The organism is Pseudomonas crudilactis (assembly GCF_013433315.1).
Lineage (GTDB): Bacteria > Pseudomonadota > Gammaproteobacteria > Pseudomonadales > Pseudomonadaceae > Aquipseudomonas > Aquipseudomonas crudilactis.
Window position 1 is genome coordinate 80,147 of the sequence record NZ_WXVV01000026.1, and the last position, 22,081, is coordinate 102,227.

31 protein-coding genes and 1 tRNA gene are annotated in these 22,081 nt (G+C 57.1%); 18 read left to right on the plus strand and 14 right to left on the minus strand.

All coding sequences use genetic code 11. The features are described 5' to 3' along the window. Positions 1-204: 204 nt before the first annotated feature. Positions 205-894, minus strand: coding sequence for a crotonase/enoyl-CoA hydratase family protein (locus GTU76_RS24740; protein WP_016985527.1), 690 nt, complete (start codon positions 892-894; stop codon positions 205-207). A gap of 295 nt (positions 895-1,189) precedes the next feature. On the opposite strand from GTU76_RS24740, the gene GTU76_RS24745 reads away from it, so the two are divergent. Both GTU76_RS24745 and GTU76_RS24750 read left to right on the plus strand, forming a co-directional pair. Continuing rightward, positions 1,190-1,279: transfer RNA gene (locus GTU76_RS24745), tRNA-Ser, on the plus strand. Positions 1,280-1,484: 205 nt separating this feature from the next. Continuing rightward, on the plus strand, positions 1,485-1,700 hold the full coding sequence (locus GTU76_RS24750; protein ID WP_180699811.1) for a hypothetical protein: 216 nt from the start codon (positions 1,485-1,487) through the stop codon (positions 1,698-1,700). Positions 1,701-1,781: 81 nt separating this feature from the next. On the opposite strand, the gene GTU76_RS24755 is transcribed toward GTU76_RS24750, so the two are convergent. The 10 genes from GTU76_RS24755 to GTU76_RS24800 all read right to left on the minus strand — a co-directional run bounded on the left by GTU76_RS24755 (position 1,782) and on the right by GTU76_RS24800 (position 10,041). Continuing rightward, positions 1,782-3,596 (minus strand): NACHT domain-containing protein, encoded by a 1,815-nt coding sequence (locus tag GTU76_RS24755; RefSeq protein ID WP_180699812.1) that lies wholly within the window; start codon positions 3,594-3,596, stop codon positions 1,782-1,784. A 218-nt stretch (positions 3,597-3,814) separates the two neighbouring features. Beyond that, the gene (locus tag GTU76_RS24760; RefSeq protein ID WP_180699813.1) at positions 3,815-4,978 is read right to left on the minus strand and encodes an Arm DNA-binding domain-containing protein; all 1,164 of its coding nucleotides are present in this window, start codon (positions 4,976-4,978) and stop codon (positions 3,815-3,817) included. Between the two features lie 106 nt (positions 4,979-5,084). Next, positions 5,085-5,255, minus strand: coding sequence for a hypothetical protein (locus tag GTU76_RS24765; protein ID WP_180699814.1), 171 nt, complete (start codon positions 5,253-5,255; stop codon positions 5,085-5,087). Then, positions 5,245-5,496: a hypothetical protein gene (locus GTU76_RS24770; protein ID WP_180699815.1), complete on the minus strand. Its 252-nt coding sequence runs from the start codon at positions 5,494-5,496 to the stop codon at positions 5,245-5,247. The genes GTU76_RS24765 and GTU76_RS24770 overlap by 11 nt, the downstream gene beginning before the upstream one ends. 63 nt (positions 5,497-5,559) lie before the next feature. Continuing rightward, positions 5,560-5,853, minus strand: a complete 294-nt coding sequence (locus GTU76_RS24775) for a hypothetical protein (protein ID WP_169840873.1) — start codon at positions 5,851-5,853, stop codon at positions 5,560-5,562. A 15-nt stretch (positions 5,854-5,868) separates the two neighbouring features. Beyond that, positions 5,869-8,667: a toprim domain-containing protein gene (locus tag GTU76_RS24780; RefSeq protein ID WP_180699816.1), complete on the minus strand. Its 2,799-nt coding sequence runs from the start codon at positions 8,665-8,667 to the stop codon at positions 5,869-5,871. Between the two features lie 2 nt (positions 8,668-8,669). Then, the gene (locus GTU76_RS24785; RefSeq protein ID WP_064392761.1) at positions 8,670-8,903 is read right to left on the minus strand and encodes a hypothetical protein; all 234 of its coding nucleotides are present in this window, start codon (positions 8,901-8,903) and stop codon (positions 8,670-8,672) included. A 72-nt stretch (positions 8,904-8,975) separates the two neighbouring features. Beyond that, positions 8,976-9,341, minus strand: a complete 366-nt coding sequence (locus GTU76_RS24790) for a hypothetical protein (RefSeq protein ID WP_180699817.1) — start codon at positions 9,339-9,341, stop codon at positions 8,976-8,978. Further along, a complete protein-coding gene (locus tag GTU76_RS24795; RefSeq protein WP_180699818.1) occupies positions 9,338-9,811 on the minus strand; it encodes a YmfL family putative regulatory protein in 474 nt (157 codons plus the stop codon). The genes GTU76_RS24790 and GTU76_RS24795 overlap by 4 nt, the downstream gene beginning before the upstream one ends. A 29-nt stretch (positions 9,812-9,840) precedes the next feature. Then, positions 9,841-10,041 carry a DNA-binding protein gene (locus GTU76_RS24800; protein WP_095050509.1) on the minus strand — a complete coding sequence of 67 codons (201 nt, stop codon included), beginning with the start codon at positions 10,039-10,041 and terminating at the stop codon, positions 9,841-9,843. 92 nt (positions 10,042-10,133) lie between these two features. Here GTU76_RS24800 and GTU76_RS24805 point away from each other — a divergent pair, with 92 nt between their 5' ends. After that, positions 10,134-10,481, plus strand: a complete 348-nt coding sequence (locus tag GTU76_RS24805; protein WP_177409285.1) for a helix-turn-helix domain-containing protein — start codon at positions 10,134-10,136, stop codon at positions 10,479-10,481. 102 nt (positions 10,482-10,583) lie between these two features. After that, complete coding sequence (locus GTU76_RS24810; RefSeq protein WP_180699819.1) at positions 10,584-10,769, plus strand: hypothetical protein; 186 nt, start codon at positions 10,584-10,586, stop codon at positions 10,767-10,769. 55 nt (positions 10,770-10,824) lie between these two features. Here the strand turns inward: GTU76_RS24810 and GTU76_RS24815 are convergent, their stop codons facing one another. The 3 genes from GTU76_RS24815 to GTU76_RS24825 form a co-directional block, all read right to left on the minus strand. Continuing rightward, on the minus strand, positions 10,825-11,082 hold the full coding sequence (locus tag GTU76_RS24815; RefSeq protein ID WP_064392752.1) for an ogr/Delta-like zinc finger family protein: 258 nt from the start codon (positions 11,080-11,082) through the stop codon (positions 10,825-10,827). 75 nt (positions 11,083-11,157) lie between these two features. Then, positions 11,158-12,027, minus strand: coding sequence for a phage portal protein (locus GTU76_RS24820; protein WP_180699844.1), 870 nt, complete (start codon positions 12,025-12,027; stop codon positions 11,158-11,160). After that, positions 11,939-13,978, minus strand: coding sequence for a terminase large subunit domain-containing protein (locus tag GTU76_RS24825; RefSeq protein ID WP_180699820.1), 2,040 nt, complete (start codon positions 13,976-13,978; stop codon positions 11,939-11,941). The genes GTU76_RS24820 and GTU76_RS24825 overlap by 89 nt, the downstream gene beginning before the upstream one ends. 162 nt (positions 13,979-14,140) lie before the next feature. On the opposite strand from GTU76_RS24825, the gene GTU76_RS24830 reads away from it, so the two are divergent. The 14 genes from GTU76_RS24830 to GTU76_RS24895 all read left to right on the plus strand — a co-directional run bounded on the left by GTU76_RS24830 (position 14,141) and on the right by GTU76_RS24895 (position 22,079). After that, positions 14,141-15,067 (plus strand): GPO family capsid scaffolding protein, encoded by a 927-nt coding sequence (locus GTU76_RS24830; RefSeq protein ID WP_123462036.1) that lies wholly within the window; start codon positions 14,141-14,143, stop codon positions 15,065-15,067. 1 nt (position 15,068) lies between these two features. Continuing rightward, the gene (locus GTU76_RS24835) at positions 15,069-16,088 is read left to right on the plus strand and encodes a phage major capsid protein, P2 family (protein ID WP_064392744.1); all 1,020 of its coding nucleotides are present in this window, start codon (positions 15,069-15,071) and stop codon (positions 16,086-16,088) included. Further along, the gene (gpM, locus tag GTU76_RS24840) at positions 16,085-16,807 is read left to right on the plus strand and encodes a phage terminase small subunit (RefSeq protein ID WP_180699821.1); all 723 of its coding nucleotides are present in this window, start codon (positions 16,085-16,087) and stop codon (positions 16,805-16,807) included. The genes GTU76_RS24835 and gpM overlap by 4 nt, the downstream gene beginning before the upstream one ends. Before the next feature lie 98 nt (positions 16,808-16,905). Continuing rightward, the gene (locus GTU76_RS24845) at positions 16,906-17,367 is read left to right on the plus strand and encodes a head completion/stabilization protein (RefSeq protein ID WP_180699822.1); all 462 of its coding nucleotides are present in this window, start codon (positions 16,906-16,908) and stop codon (positions 17,365-17,367) included. After that, complete coding sequence (locus GTU76_RS24850; protein ID WP_180699823.1) at positions 17,364-17,816, plus strand: phage tail protein; 453 nt, start codon at positions 17,364-17,366, stop codon at positions 17,814-17,816. Before GTU76_RS24845 ends, GTU76_RS24850 begins: the two co-directional genes overlap by 4 nt. After that, positions 17,803-18,486 carry a phage virion morphogenesis family protein gene (locus tag GTU76_RS24855; protein ID WP_180699824.1) on the plus strand — a complete coding sequence of 228 codons (684 nt, stop codon included), beginning with the start codon at positions 17,803-17,805 and terminating at the stop codon, positions 18,484-18,486. The genes GTU76_RS24850 and GTU76_RS24855 overlap by 14 nt, the downstream gene beginning before the upstream one ends. Before the next feature lie 11 nt (positions 18,487-18,497). Next, positions 18,498-19,613 carry a DUF2586 domain-containing protein gene (locus GTU76_RS24860; RefSeq protein ID WP_180699825.1) on the plus strand — a complete coding sequence of 372 codons (1,116 nt, stop codon included), beginning with the start codon at positions 18,498-18,500 and terminating at the stop codon, positions 19,611-19,613. Positions 19,614-19,619: 6 nt separating this feature from the next. Continuing rightward, positions 19,620-20,072: a phage protein gene (locus tag GTU76_RS24865; RefSeq protein ID WP_039756525.1), complete on the plus strand. Its 453-nt coding sequence runs from the start codon at positions 19,620-19,622 to the stop codon at positions 20,070-20,072. Then, positions 20,072-20,281, plus strand: coding sequence for a TraR/DksA family transcriptional regulator (locus tag GTU76_RS24870; RefSeq protein WP_039756528.1), 210 nt, complete (start codon positions 20,072-20,074; stop codon positions 20,279-20,281). The genes GTU76_RS24865 and GTU76_RS24870 overlap by 1 nt, the downstream gene beginning before the upstream one ends. Further along, entirely contained in the window at positions 20,281-20,577 is a 297-nt protein-coding gene (locus GTU76_RS24875) for a hypothetical protein (protein ID WP_039756531.1), read from the plus strand. The genes GTU76_RS24870 and GTU76_RS24875 overlap by 1 nt, the downstream gene beginning before the upstream one ends. Continuing rightward, positions 20,574-21,101 carry a lysozyme gene (locus GTU76_RS24880; protein WP_180699826.1) on the plus strand — a complete coding sequence of 176 codons (528 nt, stop codon included), beginning with the start codon at positions 20,574-20,576 and terminating at the stop codon, positions 21,099-21,101. Before GTU76_RS24875 ends, GTU76_RS24880 begins: the two co-directional genes overlap by 4 nt. Continuing rightward, complete coding sequence (locus GTU76_RS24885) at positions 21,098-21,625, plus strand: lysis system i-spanin subunit Rz (RefSeq protein ID WP_180699827.1); 528 nt, start codon at positions 21,098-21,100, stop codon at positions 21,623-21,625. The genes GTU76_RS24880 and GTU76_RS24885 overlap by 4 nt, the downstream gene beginning before the upstream one ends. Beyond that, positions 21,622-21,915, plus strand: a complete 294-nt coding sequence (locus tag GTU76_RS24890; RefSeq protein WP_180699828.1) for a putative phage tail assembly chaperone — start codon at positions 21,622-21,624, stop codon at positions 21,913-21,915. The genes GTU76_RS24885 and GTU76_RS24890 overlap by 4 nt, the downstream gene beginning before the upstream one ends. 23 nt (positions 21,916-21,938) lie before the next feature. Further along, positions 21,939-22,079: a DUF6890 family protein gene (locus GTU76_RS24895; RefSeq protein WP_039013052.1), complete on the plus strand. Its 141-nt coding sequence runs from the start codon at positions 21,939-21,941 to the stop codon at positions 22,077-22,079. Positions 22,080-22,081: the final 2 nt, after the last annotated feature.

Here is a 22,081-nt window from a genome sequence, read left to right on the forward strand (position 1 = left end):
ACCGGGACAAAAGGTGGCGCAGTGTACGGATGTGCACTGTTTTCGGCAATTGTCGCTATAGAGTGCGGAGATAGCCGATGTTTAAGCGCATGTTTCAGAATGGCTTGTCAGACCCGTCCTAGAGCAGCCATGGCATTTTCAACCGAGCGTGCAAGAAAAAGCCCGACACGCTGGTCGGGCTTTTCTTTATTGCATGTGTCCGGGTTAACCGAGATGTTCCTGATCCTGGATGATCGCGTTATCCAGGGTTTCGAGCAGCGCCTTGCGCACCTTTAACTTGGTGTTTTTGTGCGCGAGCATGTTGATCTTCTTCAACTGACGCGCAGCGGCGAGGGCGGCACCTTGCAACTCCTCGGCGGAAACCACTTTGTCGAGGAAACCGGCATCCACCGCACTTTGCGGATCGAACATCTCGCCGTTGATAACCGAGCGGTGGAACGCGGAACGACGCAGACGATCACGCGCCAGCTCGATTCCAGCGTGATGCATGGTCATGCCGATCTGCACTTCGTTCAGACCGATGCTGAACGGACCGTCGACGCCGATACGGTAGTCGGCAGACAAAAGAATGAAAGCGCCTTTCGCCACAGCGTGACCCGGGCAAGCGACGATGACCGGGAAGGGGTGAGAGAGCAGGCGACGCGCCAACGTCGAACCGGCGGTGACCAATGCCACGGCTTCTTTAGGGCCGGCGGTCATCACTTTCAGATCGTAGCCGCCAGACAGAATTCCTGGCTGGCCGGTAATGATCACGATGGCACGATCAGTCACCGCCTGATCCAGCGCCGCGTTGAACGCCGCAATCACGTCCGGAGAAATGGCATTGACCTTGCCGTTGCTCAAGGTCAGGGTCGCGATACCGTCTTCGAGGTGGTAGGAAATCAACTCACTCATGACGCTATTCCTTGTAAGAAAGATGGGCAGACGTTACCCACCGCCGCAGGCCAGGTAAAGCGCCGTGACTGACCCGCCAGTCACCGTTTCACGGCCGATCCAGCGTGGCGAAGCATTCTGCTCCTATATAGAAGGGTCGCGCCCACCGAAGATTGGCCGGTTTGCCATGGCCTGCCAGCGGGCAAAACGACTTTTTCTCTTAACCGCATGAAAATTCTGAAAAAAAGTTTGCCATCGCCAAAGCTTTCGACTACATTAGCGCGCCTCGACAGACAGAACATGTTTGAAGAGATACGGTGAAGTGTCCGAGTGGCTTAAGGAGCACGCCTGGAAAGTGTGTATACAGGAAACTGTATCGAGAGTTCGAATCTCTCCTTCACCGCCACATTCAGTAAGCGCAAACCCCTGATTTTCCTAGAGAAAGTCGGGGGTTTGTGGTTTTTGGCGTCTGAAAAATGGCCATATGGGACAGATCTGGGACAGATGCTATATTTTGGTGCGTGAGTTGAATTTCTTCTGAGTGATCGAGTTGCGTTTGTCGGTCGACGAGATGAGTTAGGCTTTCCCGATACTAATTAGGGACGACCATAATGCGCGATAACACTGAATCCAACATTGCCACGGCAGATGCCCTTACATTGCTCTTGCATAATCAGCATGCGCTTGCGGCTGCAATTGAGGAGTTAACGAAATGGCTTACAGATAACGGCGTAGAGGGCGTTGCCACGAACGCAATTACGGCAATGGAAGCATTAGACAGTAATGCGGAGGCCCTGACCGACGCAATCATGCGTCTTCGAAGATAGCCTCCCGTGGAGCCGACCTGAGCGCCTCAACTCAACTGTGCATTGACTTATGGCGCTCAGGACAAAAAGTTAGAGATTGTTCTATGATTTTTTTCTATTGAAAATTAACTTTCTCTTGTCCTGCGTTTCTACAACTTTTTGAGCAGTCGTAATTTCCTCTCGTAAGTCGTTCTCGATGTCTTTGATTCTGTCGTAGTAGTCATCTGTGCCAAGAAGCTCAAGTAAGTCTTTTAAATGGACTTTTATGCCGTTGTCTTCTTTGTGTATCATCACGCTGTCTGATTTCGTTTTATTGGAAATCATCTCCAGAGCTTCTTCTGAGTTAACTAGTGCGAATGATGCCTGCATTAATGCGTTATCTATGTGATTTACCCAGGGGTCAGCTATGAGGCTCAATGGTCCAAAGGATATAGGAGCGTAATTTTCATCAAAATATACGCCGTACTTGGGGTGGATAGAGTTTACAAATTTTATCATCGCGGAGTCGCTTCCGTCGCGTATCAGTTCTTGCAGTTTTGCTAAGAAAGCCGGGCCTCCTTTCAAAATGTATTCCTTTGAATATCGGTAGCTATCTATAGCAGCCAAGAAGCGTAAGACGTCTCCCCAGCGTCTATATTTATCTAGGCCCGCCTCCTCGTAAAAGAGCGTTGCAACTTCAGGCGACGAATGTTTTATGAAGGCTGCTGCATAATATTCAAGTATGCTTTTATGAAGGAATGTTACTTCGTTAACACCTTCTTCCAACATTAAACATGCGACTTTAATGATATCTTTTCTGAAATTTGAAACATCGCACTCGCAGCCTTCAGCGTAGTCCTGTGCTAAGTCAAAGGCCTCATTGAATTGTTCGCTGCTTAGCGATCTCCCAGCTCCTAATTGTATTGTCATAAAGCAGAATGCTTCGAAGAGTTGCTGTAGTTGACGCTCTGAGAGCCCGCTGTAATGATCTCTCGAGAATCCAAGCTTCAATCTGTCATGACGCGTGAATACAACGTGGAACATTTTTTCAAAGAATTCGGGTAGTGTGGGCGGAATTTCTCTCTCAGCCTCATACACTAAAACTACCAAAGTCATCATTAAAGGCGTGCTTATTATTCCTCCGACACTTGAGGAACGCTCAGCAATTGCATTTATTAGCTCAAATCTTTTGGCTGCTGTAACTTTTAGTTTTCGTAGAAAAGGGTCGTAATCTCCAGTGTGTAAGATGGATAAATCTAAGACCTTAAATCCTGAGACCAATTGTATATCATTGTTAGGTCTGGAAGAGATGATGATCCTCATGTCTTGGTATCGGACTTGCATGTACTCTATTTCATCAATTACGTCTTTTAATACCTCCGAAGAAATCTCGTCAAATCCGTCTAGAAGTAAAATAATTTTGCCGGATGATGCTAAGTATTCGAAGAGCTCTGGTGAGAATTCGAGACCTACAGATTCGAAAAATCGTCCAATAGATTGAAAGATATTTTTTTTGTTTGAAAGTGTTCTTAGTTCTAAGAATATAGGAATTGTGCAGTATTTTTCATCTCGCATGGCAGTGGACGCCAGATAGCGCATGAATATAGATTTACCTTGTCCAACAATTCCTTGTATAACTAGATTTCCAGCGGGTAGCTGATTGATGTTTTTTACCTCTATTTCTTCAAATTCGTCTTCTTTGCAAATTCTCGAAGGGTAGTAAAACTCGTATATTGACAATTCTTTGTCGGGTGACCATATCGTTTTCACGCTCTCGATCTTCAAAAGAGCTCGTGCTAATTTTTTAGTGCCTGTTGCGATAGCAAGCTTTTGTAAGCTTTCCTTTACTTTTCCTTTGGCTCCTTTGTAGAGGTCCGACACGACTGGGCTTAGGGTGCGTGTTACAGTTGTTACAATTGCTGCGGAAACTGCCGCCATAGGTTTACGTCCTGTGTATAGATATAAGCTTGATTGTTATTTGAAAACTTTGAGTGTGTGCCGGATTGCTGATTCGTGGCCCAAACCTCCCGCGGCACCCCAAGGGATCAGTCGGGCTTTACGTATGAGGCTGTCCGCAAAAAGTAATGAGCATAGCAGTGCCTTCATCAGCGTGGCACTGACTTGAAGGTTGTCGGAATGAAGGATGAAAGTAATATTCAAAGATGGAGGGCCAATTCCAGCATTCCGATGACATCCGGTCCGTCTTCATTGATCCATGTCCCGTAGTGCTGATGAATCATGTTGCTGTTGGTGTGTCCCATCTGTTCAGCGATCCAATCGATTGAAGCTACGCCGGTGGTCAATAACTGACTGGCATACGTGTGCCGGCATTGGCCCGGCCCCCGGTAACGAACGCCGGCGGCCAGCAAGTGAGCCTTGAAGAAGCGATCGCGCACCACGAAGTCGTTGGCATGCGGCAAGCCGGTTTTGGTGTTCAGGAACACGAAGTGCAGCTTGTGTTTTCGCACCGTCTTGTTGTCCCGCTCGACCACCTCCACAGTTTCAGCTTTTCTGTCGTGGTTCAGCGCATTGATCTTGCGCAGGGCCTCCCACGCCGGTGCCAGCAGGCGCACCCGCCGCGTCGAACGGCGCGTCTTCGTCACCCGATAAGCCCCGCGTACCTTGGACCTGCGAAAGGTTACCGTGCCTTGTGCCAGGTCGACGTCCTCCCAAGCCAGGGCGATCGTTTCCGATACACGCGGACCTGCCCACAACATGAACTGCACCATCAGCAGTTCCTGCGTACGGTTCGTTGGGGTGTCGAGGATCTGTTTAATTTCGGCACGGGTGAATGGGTCCGGTGCTTCGGGATCGGGTAGGCGCACCATCAATCCTTCAGTCGGGTCATGCGCGACTTTCATCCGCGTGCGGTACAAGCGGAACACCTGACGTACGTTGCTGATGATGTCGCGGATGGTCTTGTTCTTGAGGGTCTTCGACAGGGTGTCCTGTATCCATTCCTGCAGGTCCAGATGATCGATCTGGTTGATCTGAACCTTGCCCCAGCGCGGGCGCACATGTACTTCTGCCTTGTTGGCGTAGCCTCGATAACTTGAAGCCGCGACGCTGTTTGCCTTGATCCTCAACCACAGATCTAAGTAATGGCCAAAGGTGTTTTCTATCAGCCTGGGGGAGTGGGGGAAGTGCCGTGCATAGTCAAAGGTACCGGTCTGAATTTCGTATTCGATGATGTCGACCAAGCGTCTCGCCTGCGTCACGTTCGCCGGTGTATTGCCGCCCGGGACCTTTTCCCGGCATTTCTCCCCGTTGTATTGAAAATAGATTCTCACGGACTTGCCGCGAGCTTCGACTCCACTCATGTAAACCCCTAACGCTGTACTCGTATTTTGACAGTCTGACGGTCGGAAACAAAAAGGCCCGTTTCCGGGCCAAGTATCTGCAAGCGCGTTTTCTGGTGGACGCGGCTTACGGTTTGGGCTTGTAGCCGCGCAGGTGGGCATTCAACAGCTGGCGCCGCCGGCTGCAGGCCTGGTGATTGCCTTGGGCGCGCCACTTGCCGCACTGGTCGCACACGCTGGTGTGATCCATGTTCCAGGGAAAGCGGCGTACCGGTGTTGCGGGAGGGTCATTGGTCATGACGTGAAGCTCCCCGAGTGGCCGGGGTGGCCAGCAGTTGGCTGATCACGGCGACATCCGTTTCGCTCAGGTCGCCCAGGGTGCTGGCCATCTGGCTGAGGCTTTCCAGGCGCGTTCGGGCTTCAGGGGTTTTATGCACCAGGTAGCCGATGACGGCGGCGCCGATGATCGCAGTCGCCACCAGGTGCCGCGCCGGTGTGGTAGCCTTGGTGCCGCTGCTGCTGGGGTTCTGTGCTTGCATGGTATGGTCCTCGTAAGTGGTCGGGTGTCGAGGAGCTGCAACTCCTCGGCACTGTTTTTAAGATCAGTCCTTTCGTGCCAGGTGGATCACCAGGCCGTCAAAATCCGGCTCATGCTCAACACATGATTGCCATTCCAGTACCCGCAAGATCTGTTGCCTGCTGCAGTCGTCCACGAGGATTTCGCGCTGGCCAGCGGCTGCTCGCACTTCCAGAATCTGCAGCAAACCATCCTCTCCGTAAGCACCGGCCTGAATGATCGGCGCGCTTTGTCCGGTGAATTCCAGGCGGCTTTGTACCCACTGCAGCTTGCTCGTATTGCCGTCGCCGGCATTGCCCATAAACACTTGAATCTGCATCGGTCTTGCTCTCCTTTACGCCTTGAATGTCCAGCACTTGACCGTGGTCGGCCGGGGTTGTGAAACGTGGTTGCGGTGGTTGAAGGCAGCGCGTACGGCGCTGTGCACGGCCTTGTTGCTGTCGAGAAATTTGCGCGATCGCGATTCTTTGAGCAGGTCGCGCAACGTGGCCACGTCGGCCAGCTTCTGTTTGTGTTCGGCGGCGCGCTCGCAGAATTCGTTGAGGTTGATGGCGATCACCGCTGGGTCACTGCTGTGGTCGACCACGGGGTCCTCACTCAAGGATTCGAGGTAGTCGTAGACCTCCCAGAATTCGGCGACGGCCGGGTGGTCAGAACTGATCGAGGCCTGGCGCTCGATCGCCATACGGACGATTTGCCGTTGCGTGGCGGCGACTTGCGGATCACTCAATTTCAGCACTAGGCGCAGCGCTTCCAGCAGCGAGAGCAGTTGTGCGTGGTTCTTGCTGATCCGCTCTACGCGGATGTAGCCGCGCAGGTCATAACCGCAACTGCTGCAGTTGCCCTGGTCGCTGACATAGGCCGTGTTGCAAGCAAAACAGTGGGTGTGCAGGCGGCGCAGTTTGGCTTCGTGTTCGGGCATGCGCTGGGCGAACAGATCCAGCACAGCGGATTCTTTACCCACCGCTTTCAACAGAAAATGACTGAGGACGCCGCCGTCCAGTGCGTTCAACTGATCAGCGGCCGCACGGCTCTCCGGGGTCACTGTCGGGCGTACGAAGTGCAGTTTGACGATGCGCGTCATGATCGCTTCGTGGGCAATCACCGCCGCGTTCTGGCTGATGGCGATCGTTCCCCGAAAGGGCGGTTCGTACGTCTCGTTGCCCGCCGTCTTGACGCCTTTGGTGGCCAGCGTGCCGCCGCCGTAGAAGTCTTTCAGCTCGTCCCATTCGAAGGTTTTCGCGTGTGCCCGATCGTCGCTGTGGCGATCGGCTTCCAGAAACACCACCGGCATACCTGAGACTTGGCCCATCAGGCGCGAGCGTCCGGCCTTGGTCGATTTCATCGGGTCGAAGCCTTCATAGCCTTCGCGTCCGAGCAGTTTCCACAGCAGGTTGAGAAGGGTGGTTTTGCCGGCACCGGCTTCACCCGTGGCTTCCAGAAACGGGAAGGACTGGTAACGCGCGCGGATCTGTTCGCAGAACAACGAGCCGAAAAAGAACACCAGCGCGACGAAGCCCTGGGCGCCGAAGCAGGTCCACAGCAACCGCACCCACTGCTCGTTGAAGTCTTTGCCGTCACGCTGCAGTTTGATGGGGACGCCTTTCTGCAGGGTTTTCAGGCGCAGCTTGCCGAACTCGAAATAGTCTTCGCTGTTGACCTTGTAAGTGGTGCCGTCCTTGATTGCGATATCGCCGTAGACGTAGCAGGCGTATTCCTTGCTGTAACCCACGTAGTCGATGGTCGACACGGTTTTGATGCCGAACAACTGGTCCTTCATCAGCTTGTCGAGCTGCTGACCGCTGCCCGTGAACATGGCGCCGGCGGCCATGCCGAGCAGGCGTTTTTTGAATTCACTAGCGGCGGAAAGCTGGCCACTGGTGAAAGTGTTTTTCACGCTTTCGGAGTCGTGGGGGAAGTCCACGCGTAGGTAATACCAGGACTCGTCGGTGACTTCGTTGCGCTGAAAGTACAAGGCTTGCGGGTAGCAGTTGGCAATCTCTACGACGCTACCGGACTGTTGCAGTGCCTTCTCGCGCTGTTGCGCCTGGTTGAGCAGTTGGTCGTCGTGGTTCTCGCTGTCCTCGATGTCGGACATGGCCCGGTTGAATTTCTCCATGTCCAGCTTGAACCAGTACAGACGGCTGCCAAAACCCAGGTGAAATTCCCCGCGCTTGTTCCAGTCATACATGAGCAGGGCTTTTTCCGCTGCGCTTTCTGCCAGCAGCAGGGCGCCCTGGTGCCGGGCTTGTTTGAGGTCCGTTGCTATCTGTTCGGCGCGCTTGGTTTCGTCCTGAATAAAATTCCAGCGCTGGTGCAGATCGTTCCAATCAGACTTGCGGCCGTCACGTTGCGGGATCTGTGCTGACTCGCAGACGAAACCCAGGGCACGGGCTTCGCGGACCCAGCGCCGGGTGTAGGCGTTGGCGCTCGGTTCGTTGTCCAGCGCCCATACCAACTTGGGTAGTTCGCCGCCCTCTCGGGTTTTGATCAGTGCCTTGAGCGAGTCACCGGGGAACGCGTTGGACGACATGGCCGATACGGCCGCGATGTCGTTGTGCACCAAAGCGATGGCGTCAAAGATCCCTTCGACAATCCAGATTTCCTTGACCTCGAGCAGGTCGACGCAAGGGGGGCACCACCAGATGCCTCGATAGCTGTCCTTAGATTTAAAGCGCGCCTTCATCTTGCCGAAACGATGCGGCTGATCGATCAGTCGTTCCCACCAGCCGCCTTTTTCCAGGGCGAAACGCACTGTGGCGCTGCCGGCGTTGTGGTCAGGCGAGTAGAAGCTTTCCTGCGTGAACCAACCCTGAATCAGTTCAAATCGAAAGCCTCGGGCGAACTCCAGATAAGCCCGTGCAGTGGCGTTGGGGTGCTGGTCCGTAGCCGGCGCCCGCTTGCTCCAGTCCTCAAACAGATCGTCGTACAGCTCCTTTACGTGAAGAGTGTGGCCGCACTTTTCCGGGCGACCACAAATCACCATCCATGGCGTATCAAACCGGGAATACAACTCCTTTTTCTTGCACTTGGGGCAGGTGCCACCGCGCATGTAATCGGTGCCTACGCGGTGCTTCAATCCGAAGTCGAACTGGAGGCGTTGCAACACGTCGTGGCGGAGATCTTCTTTCATGATTACTTCACTGCTTTGAGGCTGAGGGATAGGGCGGCCATCAGGCGTTTCTGGGCGGCCATCACCGGAGTTCTTTCGAGGATCGAGCTGTGCCGTTTTTCTTGCGGGACATACCGGTATTCATCCGCGTACCAGTAGTCGTTGAGGCTCAAGCGGTACTGCTCACGCATCGCAGCCAGAAGTGCTTCGGCCTCTGCAGGTGGCAGCTGGGTGGTCAGAATTACGGCGTTTCCCATCTTGAAACCTCGATTTCGGGCGCAGCTCACCCAAACCCACTGAGTGCGGGGCAGGCGTTTGTGTGAGGGGGGTTACGAGTTGGCTAAGCGAAAGCGGCCAAGGTCCGGCGCGTTGATGATTCGCTCATAGATGAGGCTGACCGGTACGGCCCATTGTCGGCCGGTGACCGGATCAACGATCACGGTGTGCGTCGACGTGCTGCTCTGGACGTTCAGGCGTTGCCGATCGCGAACGGCGACCATGGTGGTGCCTGCCAGGTGAACGATCTTTTCAGCGACCTGCGTTTGCACGTCGTAGTCTGCAACTAGGTGTTGAACAGCCCGGCTGAAGAGTTGCTGATCGTCGCTCAGGTGTTCGCAGTGGTGACGCTCAAGAAACGCCAGCGCGGCGCTCTGCAGGACATCCTGGTATTCCGGTACTGCGGACAAATTGTTCATTGAGCCCTTCCTGCGCGGTAGAGAGCGATGGCAGCCAGCACTTCTGCGTGCCTTGCTGCTACGTGGAGGTTATGCGCGTCCATGATGAATTCGGCTTCTTCATCACTGATTGAACCGTCCTCAAGAGCGGCGGCAATTGCTTGATCAACACACCCTCGCTTTGCAGAAACCTGCACGGAGCGTTTGTAGAGTTCGACATTGTCGAGCGTTTCAGGATCGGCCACCGGTACGAACAGTCCCCCATACATCGAGGCGACGTAGGTGGGGAAGTGCTGAGTTCCACAGTCCTGCTCGAGTATGAAAACTTGTAAGTCGCTGAGGGGACTGCAACCAGCATTTTCGTAGGCATGGTTGTCGAATTTTTTAAGCTTCAGACCCAAGCGCGCAGCAGCGGCTTCGCGTCCGCCGGCGTAACTGCGGATGATCTCGCTCATGACTTCTTTGCGAGTGTCTAGGATTGGACTTTTCAACTTCTACTTTTCCCTGTTGAGCGCCGCGATTACTGTTCAATTACGCCGTCTTTGATGCCTAGCAACACGGCGGCGCGATGTGCCTCCCCTCGGCGACCTTTGATCCGACCGTTCAAAAGGTCGCTGACCAAATTTTTGTTCAGCCCATGCTTGCGACTGAACTCCGCGATACTTAGTCCCTTTCGATCGAGAGCCGCCCGGGCTTGCTCGTGCGTAATGGTGGCGGGCATAGTGTTCCCTCTGTTCATTTGTGTTTGTTTGCGTTTGTCTGTGGTGATTCTTGGTCAAAAAAATGATCAAGTCAATGGTGGTGACTAAAAAAATGCTCATAGCGGATCGAGTAGGTGAACGCCTCAGGGAAGAGCGCGAGCGCTTGGGGTTAAATCAAACAGAGTTTGGAGTCCTACTTGGAGTCAGTAGGGGAACGCAAAAGAACTACGAACTGGGGGCCAGCTCCCTAGACCTTCGTTACGTCACGGCCCTGGAAGAGAAGGGGGTAGATGCGGCTTACGTGCTTACGGGACGTCATGCGACACCATTGGGCCAACTTTTTAGCCCCTCGGAAGAACAGATGATCATGCAATTCAGGTCGATCCCTGATGATGATCAGAAGGCGATTCGTCGTTTTCTTGAAGCGATGGCCGACGACGCCGCCCGGCACCGGTCTTAACTCGCAACAATCCCGCACAGTCATTGGGGTATCTCTTATTCCAATGCAGTTGCGCACCCCCCATAAAGTCCATTCAGCAATGCACTTTATGGAGTAGTTAGCATGTTGGATCGCAAGAAGAACGATCACATCAACCTCGAATACGCCGGGACGGAAACTACCGTACTCACGGACATTGAGCGTCGACTGATCGATCTGTATCGCCGGCTGAGCCGCACTGAACAGCAACAGGTTCGTCGCGTGGCCGAGATACTGGCAATCAACCCAAAGGAGAAAGTAGAGGGCTGACCGTCATTCCTTGAATGATCCCGATCGCCGGCGCTATAGCGTTGGCGGTTTGTAGCTATGCCACCGCCTGCGATCCCAACTGCTCGAAAAGCTCCCGCTGCTTCGCTCGGGGCATTTCCCGCAAGCGATCGATCAACATCCGCTCGAATGTTTGCGATGAAGGACTGAGCGTGTGCGAGAACGTCAGATTCGCCACCCATGTGTGCCCGCACTTTGCGTCCAGGCACTGGCAGTACAGTTTTACAAAGGCTCTGGTTACCTCTTCCCGCGAGGCAATCCGGCCCTTGTGTCCGCAATTGCATACAACTCTCATTATGTCCCTCCCCAGGGGCAGCTGATCGCCACCATATTGCCACAATCTGTAGTGGCTTTCTCTCCGCTTGGCTTTTCATGTGGTTGTATCCACTGCTTCAGGTGCGGGTTTCCAGCTAAAGCGCCTGTCTTCTCGCAGCTTGTCATTCAGTTGGTTGAACAACTGGCAGATCGGCCGGATCTCGTTGCTGGTGTATACGCGATCGATCTTTTCGATATCTCCGAAACCACCGGTGTTTTCCGGGATGATGCCGGCCAGTGCTGGGTTCATGCGCCAGGCGGCGATAACGTCGTTTCGGGTGATGTTCTTCACCTTCTCCAGTTCGTCTTTCGCCTGGAAGTCACCCACGGGGATGATCTGGATCGCGTTTTCTTTGCCGTTGGGGATGTTGACGAACATCGAGCGGAAGTTGCCCACGCCCTTGCTGGCACTGATCTGTGCGCGCAGCTCGTCTTCGTCCTCCTCGGTCAGATCAGGATCGTTGGTGTAGAAGATGTAACCGGCGTGCGCGCCGTTGCTGTAGTACCGACGGCGGAAGAGGGTGGCCGCCTCATTGAGCAGCAGCGCCTGCAGACCGCCCAAGTAATCCGGGATCCCGTAAATATTCTGTTCCACGTCGTAGTCCAGGACGTGGGAAATCTCATGCTGTTCGAACTCCATTTCCTTGTTGTCGGGCAGCAACATCACGAAACCGCCGTCGACCTTCACCCGCATGTTGATGGCCGGAAGGTGCTGCAGCTCCAGTACCTGTCCGAATGCATTGGTGTCGTTGTAGAAATACGCTTCACCAAAAACCATGTAATCCAGCCCGGCGCGCCCCATCGTTTCTGTACTGCAGCCCGCCGAGGGGATGAACTCACGCAGCAGCAGGTTGCGTTTGAATTTTGGAATGGCGCCGTGGTGCGCGTTGGCGCGCAGCAGCTTGGCCAGACCAGCCCGTGACACCGGAGGTTTGTAGATCTTTCCGTCGTCGCTGGGGAACACGCCCACGTACTCGCCGATGTTGCCGGACAGCACCTGTTCCGGCTCCCCGAACGTAAACGAGCGCATCGGTTGCTGCGTTGGTTGGGCTACGTGTTGCTTTCTGCGCTTGCGGTTGGCCATGGCTGCTCTGGTTACTCGTGACGTAGCGGCTGCGACGCCGCTTGTTGGTGTTCAAAGGTTCGTTGGACAGGGCGTGCATCACCGCCCAGGCAATGTCGGCGTGACCGGTGGCTTCGGTACGCGATGCGCTGTAGGTGATCTGGCCACTGTTGGTGGCGCCGCGCTTGATGGTCAGGAAGGCCTGTGCGATATCGGTCCAGCCGGCGTCCCACTCGATGCGACTGCCTTGGATCGTGTCTTGGGCTTTGAGCACCAGGGCGTTTTTCGCCTCAAGGCTGTAGTGAATCGGAGTCGCCTTGGCGTAAAAGTCGCGCACCAGATCGAACACGCCGTAACCCACGCCGGTGACGTCAATGCCGATGTGCTGGACGTTGAAACGCTCGGTCAGCTTCTTGACCTGTGCAGCCTGGTAAGTGAACGAGTGGCCACGCCAGCTGTGCTTCTCCAGAATGCGGAACTTCGCCCCGGGTTCGAGTGGCGGCGCGATGACCACACAGGTGGCGTCGTCGCGGGTGCGGCTTGGGTCGTAGCCCAGCCACACGGGGCTGTTGCCGAACGGTCGATCCAGCTCCGCGTTGTAGTCCTCCCACAGCGACAGGTCCGAGTAGCAGCGCTCCAGATCTTTGAGGCTGAATGCGCTTTGGGTGCTGTCGATGAACTTGCAGTAGAACAGCTGCTGAAATTTGTCTTCGTCGTACTCCAGCTGCAACTGCTCCAGGTCGAACAGATCGCAGCCGCCGGCGATCGCATCGTCCAGGGTGATCGTCTTGCGCCACTGCCCGTCCGGACACAGCGCGCCCTGTGTGTAGGCCGCTTCGCTCGGCCACACACCGCCGGCCTTCTTGCCGCGTTTGCTGTTGCGGAATTCATCGCCCGACCAGAATGGGTACGCCTGGTGCGACACGGCGCTGGGCGTCGAGAAATAGGTTTTGCGCCACTTCTTGTGTGTGCCCATAGCACTGGCCACGGTGCTGAGTTTTTCGAAGTCGCGAATCCAGAAGTATTCGTCCACGTAGACGTGGCCGTGGTAGCCCTGGGCGGTGCTGCTGTTGGTGCTGAGAAAGCGCAGTTCGGCGCCGTTGCTGAGGGTGATGGGGTTACCCGTAAGCTCGATGCCGAACCATTGCTGGGCGAACTGGATGATGTAACTACGGAAGATCTCGGACTGCGATCGGCTGGCCGACAGAAACACCTGGTTGTCACCGCTTAGCACGGCGTCCATGAACGCTTCGCCGGCGAAGTAGTAAGTCAGACCGACCTGACGGCTTTTGAGGATGTTCCGGACGCGGCGTGTCAGCGGGTTTTGTTTCGCCTCGAACAGCTCTTTCTGGTAGCCGTACATCTTCGAGATGAATTTATCGAGGAAGTCCACTTCGGTCAGGCCGCTGACGTCGTTTTTCGCCTTCTTTTCGCGCTTCTTGCCGCCTTCACCTCGTTCACGACGTTGACCAGGCTGGCGTTCGCGAGGCTCGTCCGGGGCGTCCGACGGTGCTGCCTGTGCAGGCTTGGCCGCAAGTTTTTTCAGCCGTTCGAGCAGGCTTGTCAGCCGCTCCAGTTCGTCCAGTTCGGCTTTCGTCAGCGGATCGATCTTTTCCAGGATCAGGGTGATTCGCCGGTTGACCGCGCTCAACGGTTCTTCATCCGTGAGCATTTCGTCCCAGCCGCCTTGGCGGATCCAGTAGTAAACGATTCGGATGTTGGGCAGCTTTAAATGCGCCTGTATTTCCTTCACCGAACAGCGGCGCAGGTAGAGGCGTTTTGCGGCTTCTTTAACTTCGGTCGGGTAGTTCATGGGCCGCAGTCTATGCGGCGAAAACCCCGGAAACGCGGGGTTAAATGCTGCGATCCGCCTATCTCTCGAAAATAGGAGAACCCTGAATTTCAACCGTTTGTTTGGCGGGTAATGGCTCCCTATCGTGGCGGCTCATTCAACGATTGAGCGCAGTCACCACTCATGCCCCGTTCCCTTGTCTCCTACTGGAAACGTGTAGCCACCAGCGGCCCGACCGTCGATGGTCGCGAGATCCTTCCCCAGGAACTGCGCGACATCGCCGAGACCTACACGCCGACTTTGTACACCGCTGTTATCTGGTGTGAGCACGAACGCTGGTTCGGATCTCACGGGACGGTTTTTGCTGTGCGCCTGGTCGAGGAGGGCGACGATCTGGAACCTGGCCAAGTCGCCCTTGAAGCGCAACTGAAGCCAAACGACAAGCTGCTGCGCCTGAACGACGCCGGCGAAAAGCTGTTCACCAGCATCGAGATCAAACCGAATTTCCGGGGCCGTGGCAAAGCCTACATGACCGGTATCGCCGTCACCGACGAACCCGCCAGCGTCGGCACGCAGGAACTCTACTTCTCCAGTCGCACCAGCCGCGATGCGTACTACGCCGCATCCCAAGAACTCGGCCCTCTACGCGAAACCGAAGCGCAGGGCGAGATTGGCCGCCTTGTCGGCATGTTCACCCGCCTGTTCAAACGTTTCGGCATTGACGACACCGCCGCCGAAACCACTCCGCAAACCCCAACCGAGAGCAAACCCCCAATGGATGAAGCTACCGCCACGGCTCTGAAAGCCCTGCTGGCCCAGCTGCTGGTCGTCGCTGCCGGCATTCAGGCCGTGATTGAACCTGCTGCCGAAGACGCACCAGAACCCGATCAAGCCCCGATCGATGACGTCAGCGCGGCAGTCGACGAGATCGTCACCACCGCCGAAGAAGAACGCGAATTCAAGCGCAACGGCGGCAGTTCCAACAAAGCAGTGTTGGCAGCTCTGACCAGTCTGCAGCAACAGTTCACCACGCTGCAGAACACCAGCACCGGCCGTCAGTTGCCGCGTTCCACCGGCGCAGCCGACAAAACCAAAGCGCGGGTACTCTGACATGGCCCGTTCCCTGAGCGCCTACGGCGCCAAAATGTATGCAGCCATGCAACTTGCCATGGCCGAAACCTATGGTGTCGAGCTGTCCAGCAAGATGTTCAGCGTTGAGCCGTCCATCACCCAGGAACTGAACGACGCCATCACCGCAAAGTCGGACTTCCTTTCGCGCATCAACGTCATTGGCGTAAGCGAAATCAAGGGCGAGAAGGTGTTTATCGGTGTGTCTGGCCCTGTCACCGGCCGCACCAACACCAAGACCACCGACCGCGAAGCGAAAGACGCTTCCGAGCTGGACAACACCACCTACGAACTCTCGTCGACCGAATCTGACGTGGGTCTGCCGTACGCAAAAATCGACGCCTGGGCCAAATTCCCAGACTTCCACCAACGCTACTCGGCTGCTGTGCAGAAACAGATCGCCCTGGATCGCATCATGGTCGGATTCCATGGCCTGAAAGCCGCTGCGCAGACCGATATCGCCGCTTACCCAATGCTGCAGGACGTGAACAAAGGCTGGCTGCAACAACTGCGCGAGCAAGCCCCACAGCAGGTACTCAAGGAAGGCAAAACAGCTGGCAAAGTAATCCTGGGGCAGGGCGGTGATTACGCCAACCTGGACGCACTGGTGCATGACACCAAGCAAATGGTGGACGAACGCCTGCGCGATGGCGGCGACCTGATCGCCATTATCGGCACCGACCTGTTAGCGGCTGACAAGGCAAAGCTGTACGCCAAGCAGGGTGATACACCCACCGAGAAAGAGCGCATCGAGGACGCTCAGGTGATCGCCACTTATGGTGGTCTGCCAAGCTTCAGCGTGCCGTTCTTCCCGGTTAACGGCGTACTGGTCACCAGTTGGGACAACCTGTCGATCTACTTCCAGGACTCCAGCTGGCGTAAGCAAACCGTAGACAACCCGAAACGCTCCCGCGTCGAGGATTACAACAGCCGCAACGAAGGCTACGTGATCGAGCAGCTGGAAAAGATCGCGTTTACTGAAAACGTCGAGTTGGCCGCATGAGCCTGGCCCTTGCCCACAAGCGCCGTACTTTGGCACAGGGAACCGCTGCAGTAATCGCTGCAGCTGCCGCACCGTTGGCGTATTCGCCGGCGGAAGCCCTGAGCAGCCCGGCCAACGCGAAAAAGCACCTGCTGCTGATGGAAGCCTCTCTGGATCAGGATCTGCAGCGCCTTAGCGATATCAAGGGTCTCGCCGGGCGTCAGGCACTCAAGCGCGAGGAGCTGTTGCCCAAGTACCAGGATTTCATTCAGCGCTACATGGACTCGGGTCTGGTGATGCCGAATCGCGTTCTGGTGCAGGTGATGGTCTGGCTGTTCGACACCGAGCAGTTCGAAGACGGCCTGGCACTGGCGGACTTTGCGATCGGTCAGGGTCAGGAAATGCCTGAGCGCTTCAAGCGCCGCGACGTGCAGACCTTTGTCGCGGATGCCGTGATCGATTGGGCTTACGCCGAGTACAACGCGCAGCGCAGCCCGGAGCCGTACCTGTCCGATCTGTTGCCGCGTGTCGACGGTGAGTGGGAGCTGACCGAACAGATCCCGAGCAAGTACCACAAGTTGATCGGCATGCGTGCCATGGAGGCTGAGCAGTGGGAAACCGCGCTCCAGCATCTGGAACGTTCTACTGAGCTGTACGCGAAAGCCGGCAATGAGACGCGCATTGCGAAGTGCCGCAAGACGATCGCCAAACAACCCCCCGCCGTGACCGGCGCCCAATAACCGACTACCCCCCCCAGCGGGGAACTGTGGACGTGTGTCTGCCATTCATGGCCAGCCCCACGAAAAACAGTCTCCCCGCCCTATTCGAGCGGCCAGCAATGAGCTTTTCCGGGAAACCCACCACCTTTGTGGAACAGGCGATTGAGAACGACGGCTTCTGGCCGAACCTCTCCGTGTCCGAGTTCCAGAAGGGCTACCGCCTGCCGGCGGAGTACCTGGTAGACATGCTGGTCACTGATCTGACTACCGCGATGATTGAGATCAATCGCGATTTGTCCAAACGCAAAGGCCAATGGCAGAGCGTGGGCATCACCTCCGTGGAATCTGGTGACCCTAAGGTGCTGCCTGACGCCACATTTCACGTAGCGACGTACAAGCGCGCCGTGTATTGCCGAGCCAAGGCCAGCTTGCTGACGCAGTTCGCCACGGTAAGCCGCCGTGAAAGCGCCGAAAACACCGGCAAAGAAATGCCCGAACGCGGCGAGACGTTTCTGCAGTTCAGCCAGCAGGCGGTTCGCTCGCTGCAGGGGCGCGGCCGAATCACGGCGGCAATCGTATGACCAAGCTGCAGACACTGACCGCGTATCTGTTGGAGCGCCGCCTGGTCGAGCCTGAACAACTCGACAGCTGGACGGAGCAGGTAAAGCTTTCGCTGATCTGGAAACCCGACGTCGACGGCATGCACTTTGCCGATATGCACTATCGCGCCGTGATTGTCCTGGAGCGTTTCGCCGCCAATCCGGCTCGCATGATGGCGTTGGTCGGCAGTTGGCTGGAAAACCACGACGCCAACCGTGACCGCCACGAACTGCCGGCGCCGGAGTTCCTTGTCGAGCCTCTGGATAACGATCTGTTCGACGTGGAAATCACGCTGGAGTTTGTCGAGCCGCAGTATCTGGCCGAAGACCCTGCCGGCGAGATCGAAGCCTTCGGCAAGATCTGGGCCTTTGTCCCGTTTGATCTGTGGATTGCAGAGCGCGGCGAGGTGGCCACAGATGGCCGGGCGTAGCACGTTCGAACTCGACATTCGCGGTCGCTTGGGCGTACGCGAACAACTGGCGTTGCTTAGCCTGCCGCCGCAATTGCGCCGCCGCTTGCTGAACCAGGTCACCAAACGCGTGCGGACGATGAGCCGCAAGCGAGTACGTGAGCAGAAGAACCTGGACGGCACGCCCTTCGCTCCACGCAAGGGCGACAGCAAGGGCAAAAAGAAGATGGAAGCCGGCCTGGCCAAGTTGATGGTGGTCACCCGGGTGTCCGCTGATGAAGCGGAATTGGGCTGGAAAAACGCCCTGACCCGATGGGTCGCCGCGCAGCAGCACAACGGCGTCAGTGAGCGCCGTACTGCCCAACAGATGCGCCGATGGAACAAGACCCCACCGGGTTTGGCAGCAACCGACAAGCAAGCCAAGCGCTTGCGCCGGTTGGGCTTCCGTGTGCGCCAAGCGGGCAAAAAGACGCTGACCCGGCCGTCGGTGGCGTGGATTCAAGAGCATGTGAATTACGCCAAAGCCGGCCTGTTGATCCGGATCCTCGACGACCAGCGTAGCGAAAGCAGCGGCGCGCAAAGCTGGGAAATCACCTTGCCGAAACGCCAGTTCATCGGCGCCGAAACCGAACGCGAAACCAACCTGCTGATTAACCAGGTGTTGCAACAAATCCTAACTTCACCCCGCTAACGAGGCACTGCATGGCACTCGGTCAAGTCACCGTCGACAATCTCAATCTAGGCCAGGGCGCCGTGACAGAGGTTGAGCGTTACTTTCTTTTCATCGGCCCCGCCGCCAAAAACGTCGGCCAGATCATTCCGCTGAACACCGACAGCGATCTGGACGCCGCCCTGGGCGTCCCGGCGAGCGATCTGAAAACCCAAATCACCGCCGCACGTTTGAACGGTGGCCAGCGCTGGGCCTGCATGGCGGCCCCGATCGGCCCCGAAGGCGACTGGGCCACCGCTCTGGAGAAAACCCAGCAACAAGGGGTGTCGGTGGAAGCGGTAATCGTCACCAAGCCTGTTGCCAAGGGTGACGAACTATCGGCCATGAATGAAGCGGCCGTCGCCCTGAACAACACCTACGGCCGTCGTGTTTTCTTTCTGGCAAGCACCGCCGGCATCGCCGTCGACCAGACCTGGGCACAGTATCTGAGCGAGCAAAAAGCGTTGGTAGCGGGTCTGGCAGCGCCGCGCGTTTCACCGGTGCCGCAACTGCACGGTAATGACTTGGGCGTGCTGGCTGGCCGCTTGGCCAATTCGGCAGTCAGCATCGCTGATAGTCCGATGCGCGTGGCCACCGGCCCTGTGCTGGGACTTGGCGACGTGCCTATCGATATGGAGCTGATCCCGCTGCCGTCCGCTGTGCGCAGTGAACTGGATCGGGCGCGGTTCTCCGTCACCCAGACCTACCCCGACTACCCGGGCGTGTACTGGGGTGACTGCAACATGTTGGACACCCCGGGCAGTGACTTTCAGGTCGTGGAATACCTGCGCATCACCGACAAAGCCGCTCGCCTGATTCGCCCGCTGCTGATCCGCCGTGTAGCCGATCGCCGCTTGAACAGTACCCCCAACAGCATGGCGGTGAACACCAACCAACTGATGGCGCCTCTGCGTGCCATGGCCAAGTCCATCAAGTTCAACGGCGAGGTGTTCCCCGGTGACATCGAGCCGCCGAAAGACGGTGACCTGGTGCTGGAATGGCTCAGCAAAACCAAGGTTGCGGCCTACATCAAGCTCAAACCCCTCTACTGCCCGAAAGACCTCACGGCGAACATCGCCTTGGATCTTTCCACTGACAAAACGGAGTAACGCCCCATGGCAAAAATTGGCGGCAAGAACTTCGACGTGAGCCTGGGCGATCTGTCGCTGCACGTCGAGAGTTGCACCCTGGACATCACCGATAACTCGGCCGTGGCGCAGACGCGTGGTGTGCCTGACGGCTACGTGGAGGGCGACGTGGCCGCTGCCGGCGAACTGGAACTGGACAGCTCCAACTTTCAGTTGCTGATCGATGCGGCGCGATCGGCGGGCAGCTTCCGCAAGCTCAAGCCGTTTGACGCAGTGTTCTTCGCCAAGGCCGGCGAAGACGAGGAACTGCGCGTGGAAGCCTTCGGCTGCAAGGTGAAGATCTCCAGCCTGTTGTCGATCGACCCGAAAGGTGGCGAGAAGACCAAACACAAGGTGCCGTTTGACGTCACCAGTCCGGACTTCATTCACATCAACGGCGTTCCGTACCTCGACGCTACCGAGATCGAGGGGATCCGTTAATGGTGGACTGGTTCGACCGCGCCCAGGAGCTGGAGCAACGCCAACGTGACCAGGCGATCAAGGCCCAGCTGCTGACGCCTGTGCCGGTCGGGCCAAGCCTGACCCATTGCGAGGACTGCGACAACGAGATCCCGCCGGCGCGCCAGGCACTGGGCGGTAAAACGCGGTGTGTCCCGTGCCAGACGGGCTTTGAGCAGAGTAAACGCTGATGACGACTGACGCCGCACGCCTCGGAACGCTGGAGCAGAGATTCGCCGTATTTGAACACCGGCTGAGCGAGTTGGAAGACCGCCACGAAACCGTGCCTACCCGCGTGACCAAGTTGGAACAGGGGTTCGAACACATGGCCGGGCAGCTATCGGAACTGAACGCTGGCCAGCAGACCCTGACGGTCGCGGTGAATGACATCGGCGCCAAGGTCGGCCGCTTGCTGACCATTCTCACGGTGGTCGCTTCTGTGCTGCAGATGGTTGTGCCGGCACTGTTGCGGGTGTGGTTCCCATGAGCCTGCGCGGCAGGATTCAAGCCGGTGTGATTGCGCTGGCCAGCGCTCCGTTGGTGATCTTCCTGGGCACTTGGGAAGGCCGTGGCCAGAACACCGTTTATGCCGACAAGTTGGCCAGCGGACTGCCCACTGTCTGCAAGGGCATCACCCGGCACACCAGCCCGTTCCCGGTGGTAGTCGGTGACTACTGGACGCCCGATCGTTGCGCGGAGGTGGAGCAGCTGGTGATCCGCAAAACCCAGCTGCAGCTGGCCGACTGCATCACCAACCCGGACGTGAGCCAGAACACTTTCGACGCGCTGACCAGCCATGGCCACAACGTCGGTGTGCCCAGCACTTGCGCCAGTCGGGCGGTGGCGTTGATCAACGCCGGCCGCATTGCTGACGGCTGCAGGGCGTTGGCTTGGGCACCGGACGGCAAGACACCGGTATGGGCGTATGTGACCGACGCGCAGGGCCGCAAGCGCTTCGTTCAAGGCCTGCACAACCGTCGGCTGGCTGAAATGGAGCTGTGCCTGCAATGAGCCTTTCCCCGTTGCGCCTGGCACCTTTCCTATTGCTGGTCGCCCTGCTGGTGTTGATGGCGTTCGATCAGGTAACCGATCAGCGCGACGACGCCAGGCGCGAGCGCGACAGCGCGCAATGGGAGGCCAGCGGCCTGCGGGAAGCGGCACGCATCAGCGGCGAAATGCTCGCCGAGCGGGACGCGATCGACCAACGAAACACCAAGGAATTGACCGATGTACTCACTGAAAACAAGCGCCTGCGCCGCTCTGTTGGCGATGGCACTGGCCGGCTGCATGTCCGCGCCACCTGTACCACCGCCGGATCTGTGCCCGCCGCCGCCGGCACCGCCCGCGTGGCTGATGCAGGACGCGCCGAACTCGCTGCAGACGCTCGACCGGATTATTTCACCCTCCGAGATCAGCTCGCCCTAAGCCGGCAAATGATCCTCGGACTGCAGCAATACGCCCTCGGCGTGTGCCGGCGAACCCCGGTGCAGCAGGGCAACACTTTTCCCAACCTCAACAAGAGAACAACCCCATGAGCCAACAGAACAACACCGAAATCACCCTGGAAGTCGGCGAACAGGAATTCACCTTCAACCTGACCCCGGCCGACGTCACCAAGTACTTCAACGCGCTGACCCAAACCAACAAGGTCGCCCCAGGCAACAACCTGTTGATGACCACTGTGCTGCAGGAACAAAAAGCCGTGCTGAAACCACTGCTGGGCAACCCGGTGATGGTGATGCAGATCGCCGGCGCGCTGCTCGAGGAGTACGCACCCAACGTTGAGGTGATCGTAAAAAAGCGCTCGAGCACGCTGAGCGCCTAAGCGAAAACGGACTGGGCCAGTTGATGGCCCTGACGAACCGCTGGCTTCCTGGTGCCGAACCCACGCCCGAGGCGATGGGGACGGCCAAGTGGCTGGAGGACGAACACTGGAGACGCATGGAGTTTGCCGTGGCTAACGGCATCGCCCTTGCGCTGAACGGGTAACG

Bases quoted from the DNA above. Each gene is read 5' to 3' on its own strand.
- GTU76_RS24740 (WP_016985527.1), bottom strand. From the start codon at position 894: ATGAGTGAGTTGATTTCCTACCACCTCGAAGACGGTATCGCGACCCTG.
- GTU76_RS24750 (WP_180699811.1), top strand. From the start codon at position 1,485: ATGCGCGATAACACTGAATCCAACATTGCCACGGCAGATGCCCTTACA.
- GTU76_RS24755 (WP_180699812.1), bottom strand. From the start codon at position 3,596: ATGGCGGCAGTTTCCGCAGCAATTGTAACAACTGTAACACGCACCCTA.
- GTU76_RS24760 (WP_180699813.1), bottom strand. From the start codon at position 4,978: ATGAGTGGAGTCGAAGCTCGCGGCAAGTCCGTGAGAATCTATTTTCAA.
- GTU76_RS24765 (WP_180699814.1), bottom strand. From the start codon at position 5,255: ATGACCAATGACCCTCCCGCAACACCGGTACGCCGCTTTCCCTGGAAC.
- GTU76_RS24770 (WP_180699815.1), bottom strand. From the start codon at position 5,496: ATGCAAGCACAGAACCCCAGCAGCAGCGGCACCAAGGCTACCACACCG.
- GTU76_RS24775 (WP_169840873.1), bottom strand. From the start codon at position 5,853: ATGCAGATTCAAGTGTTTATGGGCAATGCCGGCGACGGCAATACGAGC.
- GTU76_RS24780 (WP_180699816.1), bottom strand. From the start codon at position 8,667: ATGAAAGAAGATCTCCGCCACGACGTGTTGCAACGCCTCCAGTTCGAC.
- GTU76_RS24785 (WP_064392761.1), bottom strand. From the start codon at position 8,903: ATGGGAAACGCCGTAATTCTGACCACCCAGCTGCCACCTGCAGAGGCC.
- GTU76_RS24790 (WP_180699817.1), bottom strand. From the start codon at position 9,341: ATGAACAATTTGTCCGCAGTACCGGAATACCAGGATGTCCTGCAGAGC.
- GTU76_RS24800 (WP_095050509.1), bottom strand. From the start codon at position 10,041: ATGCCCGCCACCATTACGCACGAGCAAGCCCGGGCGGCTCTCGATCGA.
- GTU76_RS24805 (WP_177409285.1), top strand. From the start codon at position 10,134: ATGCTCATAGCGGATCGAGTAGGTGAACGCCTCAGGGAAGAGCGCGAG.
- GTU76_RS24810 (WP_180699819.1), top strand. From the start codon at position 10,584: ATGTTGGATCGCAAGAAGAACGATCACATCAACCTCGAATACGCCGGG.
- GTU76_RS24815 (WP_064392752.1), bottom strand. From the start codon at position 11,082: ATGAGAGTTGTATGCAATTGCGGACACAAGGGCCGGATTGCCTCGCGG.
- GTU76_RS24825 (WP_180699820.1), bottom strand. From the start codon at position 13,978: ATGAACTACCCGACCGAAGTTAAAGAAGCCGCAAAACGCCTCTACCTG.
- GTU76_RS24830 (WP_123462036.1), top strand. From the start codon at position 14,141: ATGCCCCGTTCCCTTGTCTCCTACTGGAAACGTGTAGCCACCAGCGGC.
- GTU76_RS24835 (WP_064392744.1), top strand. From the start codon at position 15,069: ATGGCCCGTTCCCTGAGCGCCTACGGCGCCAAAATGTATGCAGCCATG.
- gpM (WP_180699821.1), top strand. From the start codon at position 16,085: ATGAGCCTGGCCCTTGCCCACAAGCGCCGTACTTTGGCACAGGGAACC.
- GTU76_RS24845 (WP_180699822.1), top strand. From the start codon at position 16,906: ATGAGCTTTTCCGGGAAACCCACCACCTTTGTGGAACAGGCGATTGAG.
- GTU76_RS24850 (WP_180699823.1), top strand. From the start codon at position 17,364: ATGACCAAGCTGCAGACACTGACCGCGTATCTGTTGGAGCGCCGCCTG.
- GTU76_RS24855 (WP_180699824.1), top strand. From the start codon at position 17,803: ATGGCCGGGCGTAGCACGTTCGAACTCGACATTCGCGGTCGCTTGGGC.
- GTU76_RS24860 (WP_180699825.1), top strand. From the start codon at position 18,498: ATGGCACTCGGTCAAGTCACCGTCGACAATCTCAATCTAGGCCAGGGC.
- GTU76_RS24865 (WP_039756525.1), top strand. From the start codon at position 19,620: ATGGCAAAAATTGGCGGCAAGAACTTCGACGTGAGCCTGGGCGATCTG.
- GTU76_RS24870 (WP_039756528.1), top strand. From the start codon at position 20,072: ATGGTGGACTGGTTCGACCGCGCCCAGGAGCTGGAGCAACGCCAACGT.
- GTU76_RS24875 (WP_039756531.1), top strand. From the start codon at position 20,281: ATGACGACTGACGCCGCACGCCTCGGAACGCTGGAGCAGAGATTCGCC.
- GTU76_RS24880 (WP_180699826.1), top strand. From the start codon at position 20,574: ATGAGCCTGCGCGGCAGGATTCAAGCCGGTGTGATTGCGCTGGCCAGC.
- GTU76_RS24885 (WP_180699827.1), top strand. From the start codon at position 21,098: ATGAGCCTTTCCCCGTTGCGCCTGGCACCTTTCCTATTGCTGGTCGCC.
- GTU76_RS24890 (WP_180699828.1), top strand. From the start codon at position 21,622: ATGAGCCAACAGAACAACACCGAAATCACCCTGGAAGTCGGCGAACAG.
- GTU76_RS24895 (WP_039013052.1), top strand. From the start codon at position 21,939: ATGGCCCTGACGAACCGCTGGCTTCCTGGTGCCGAACCCACGCCCGAG.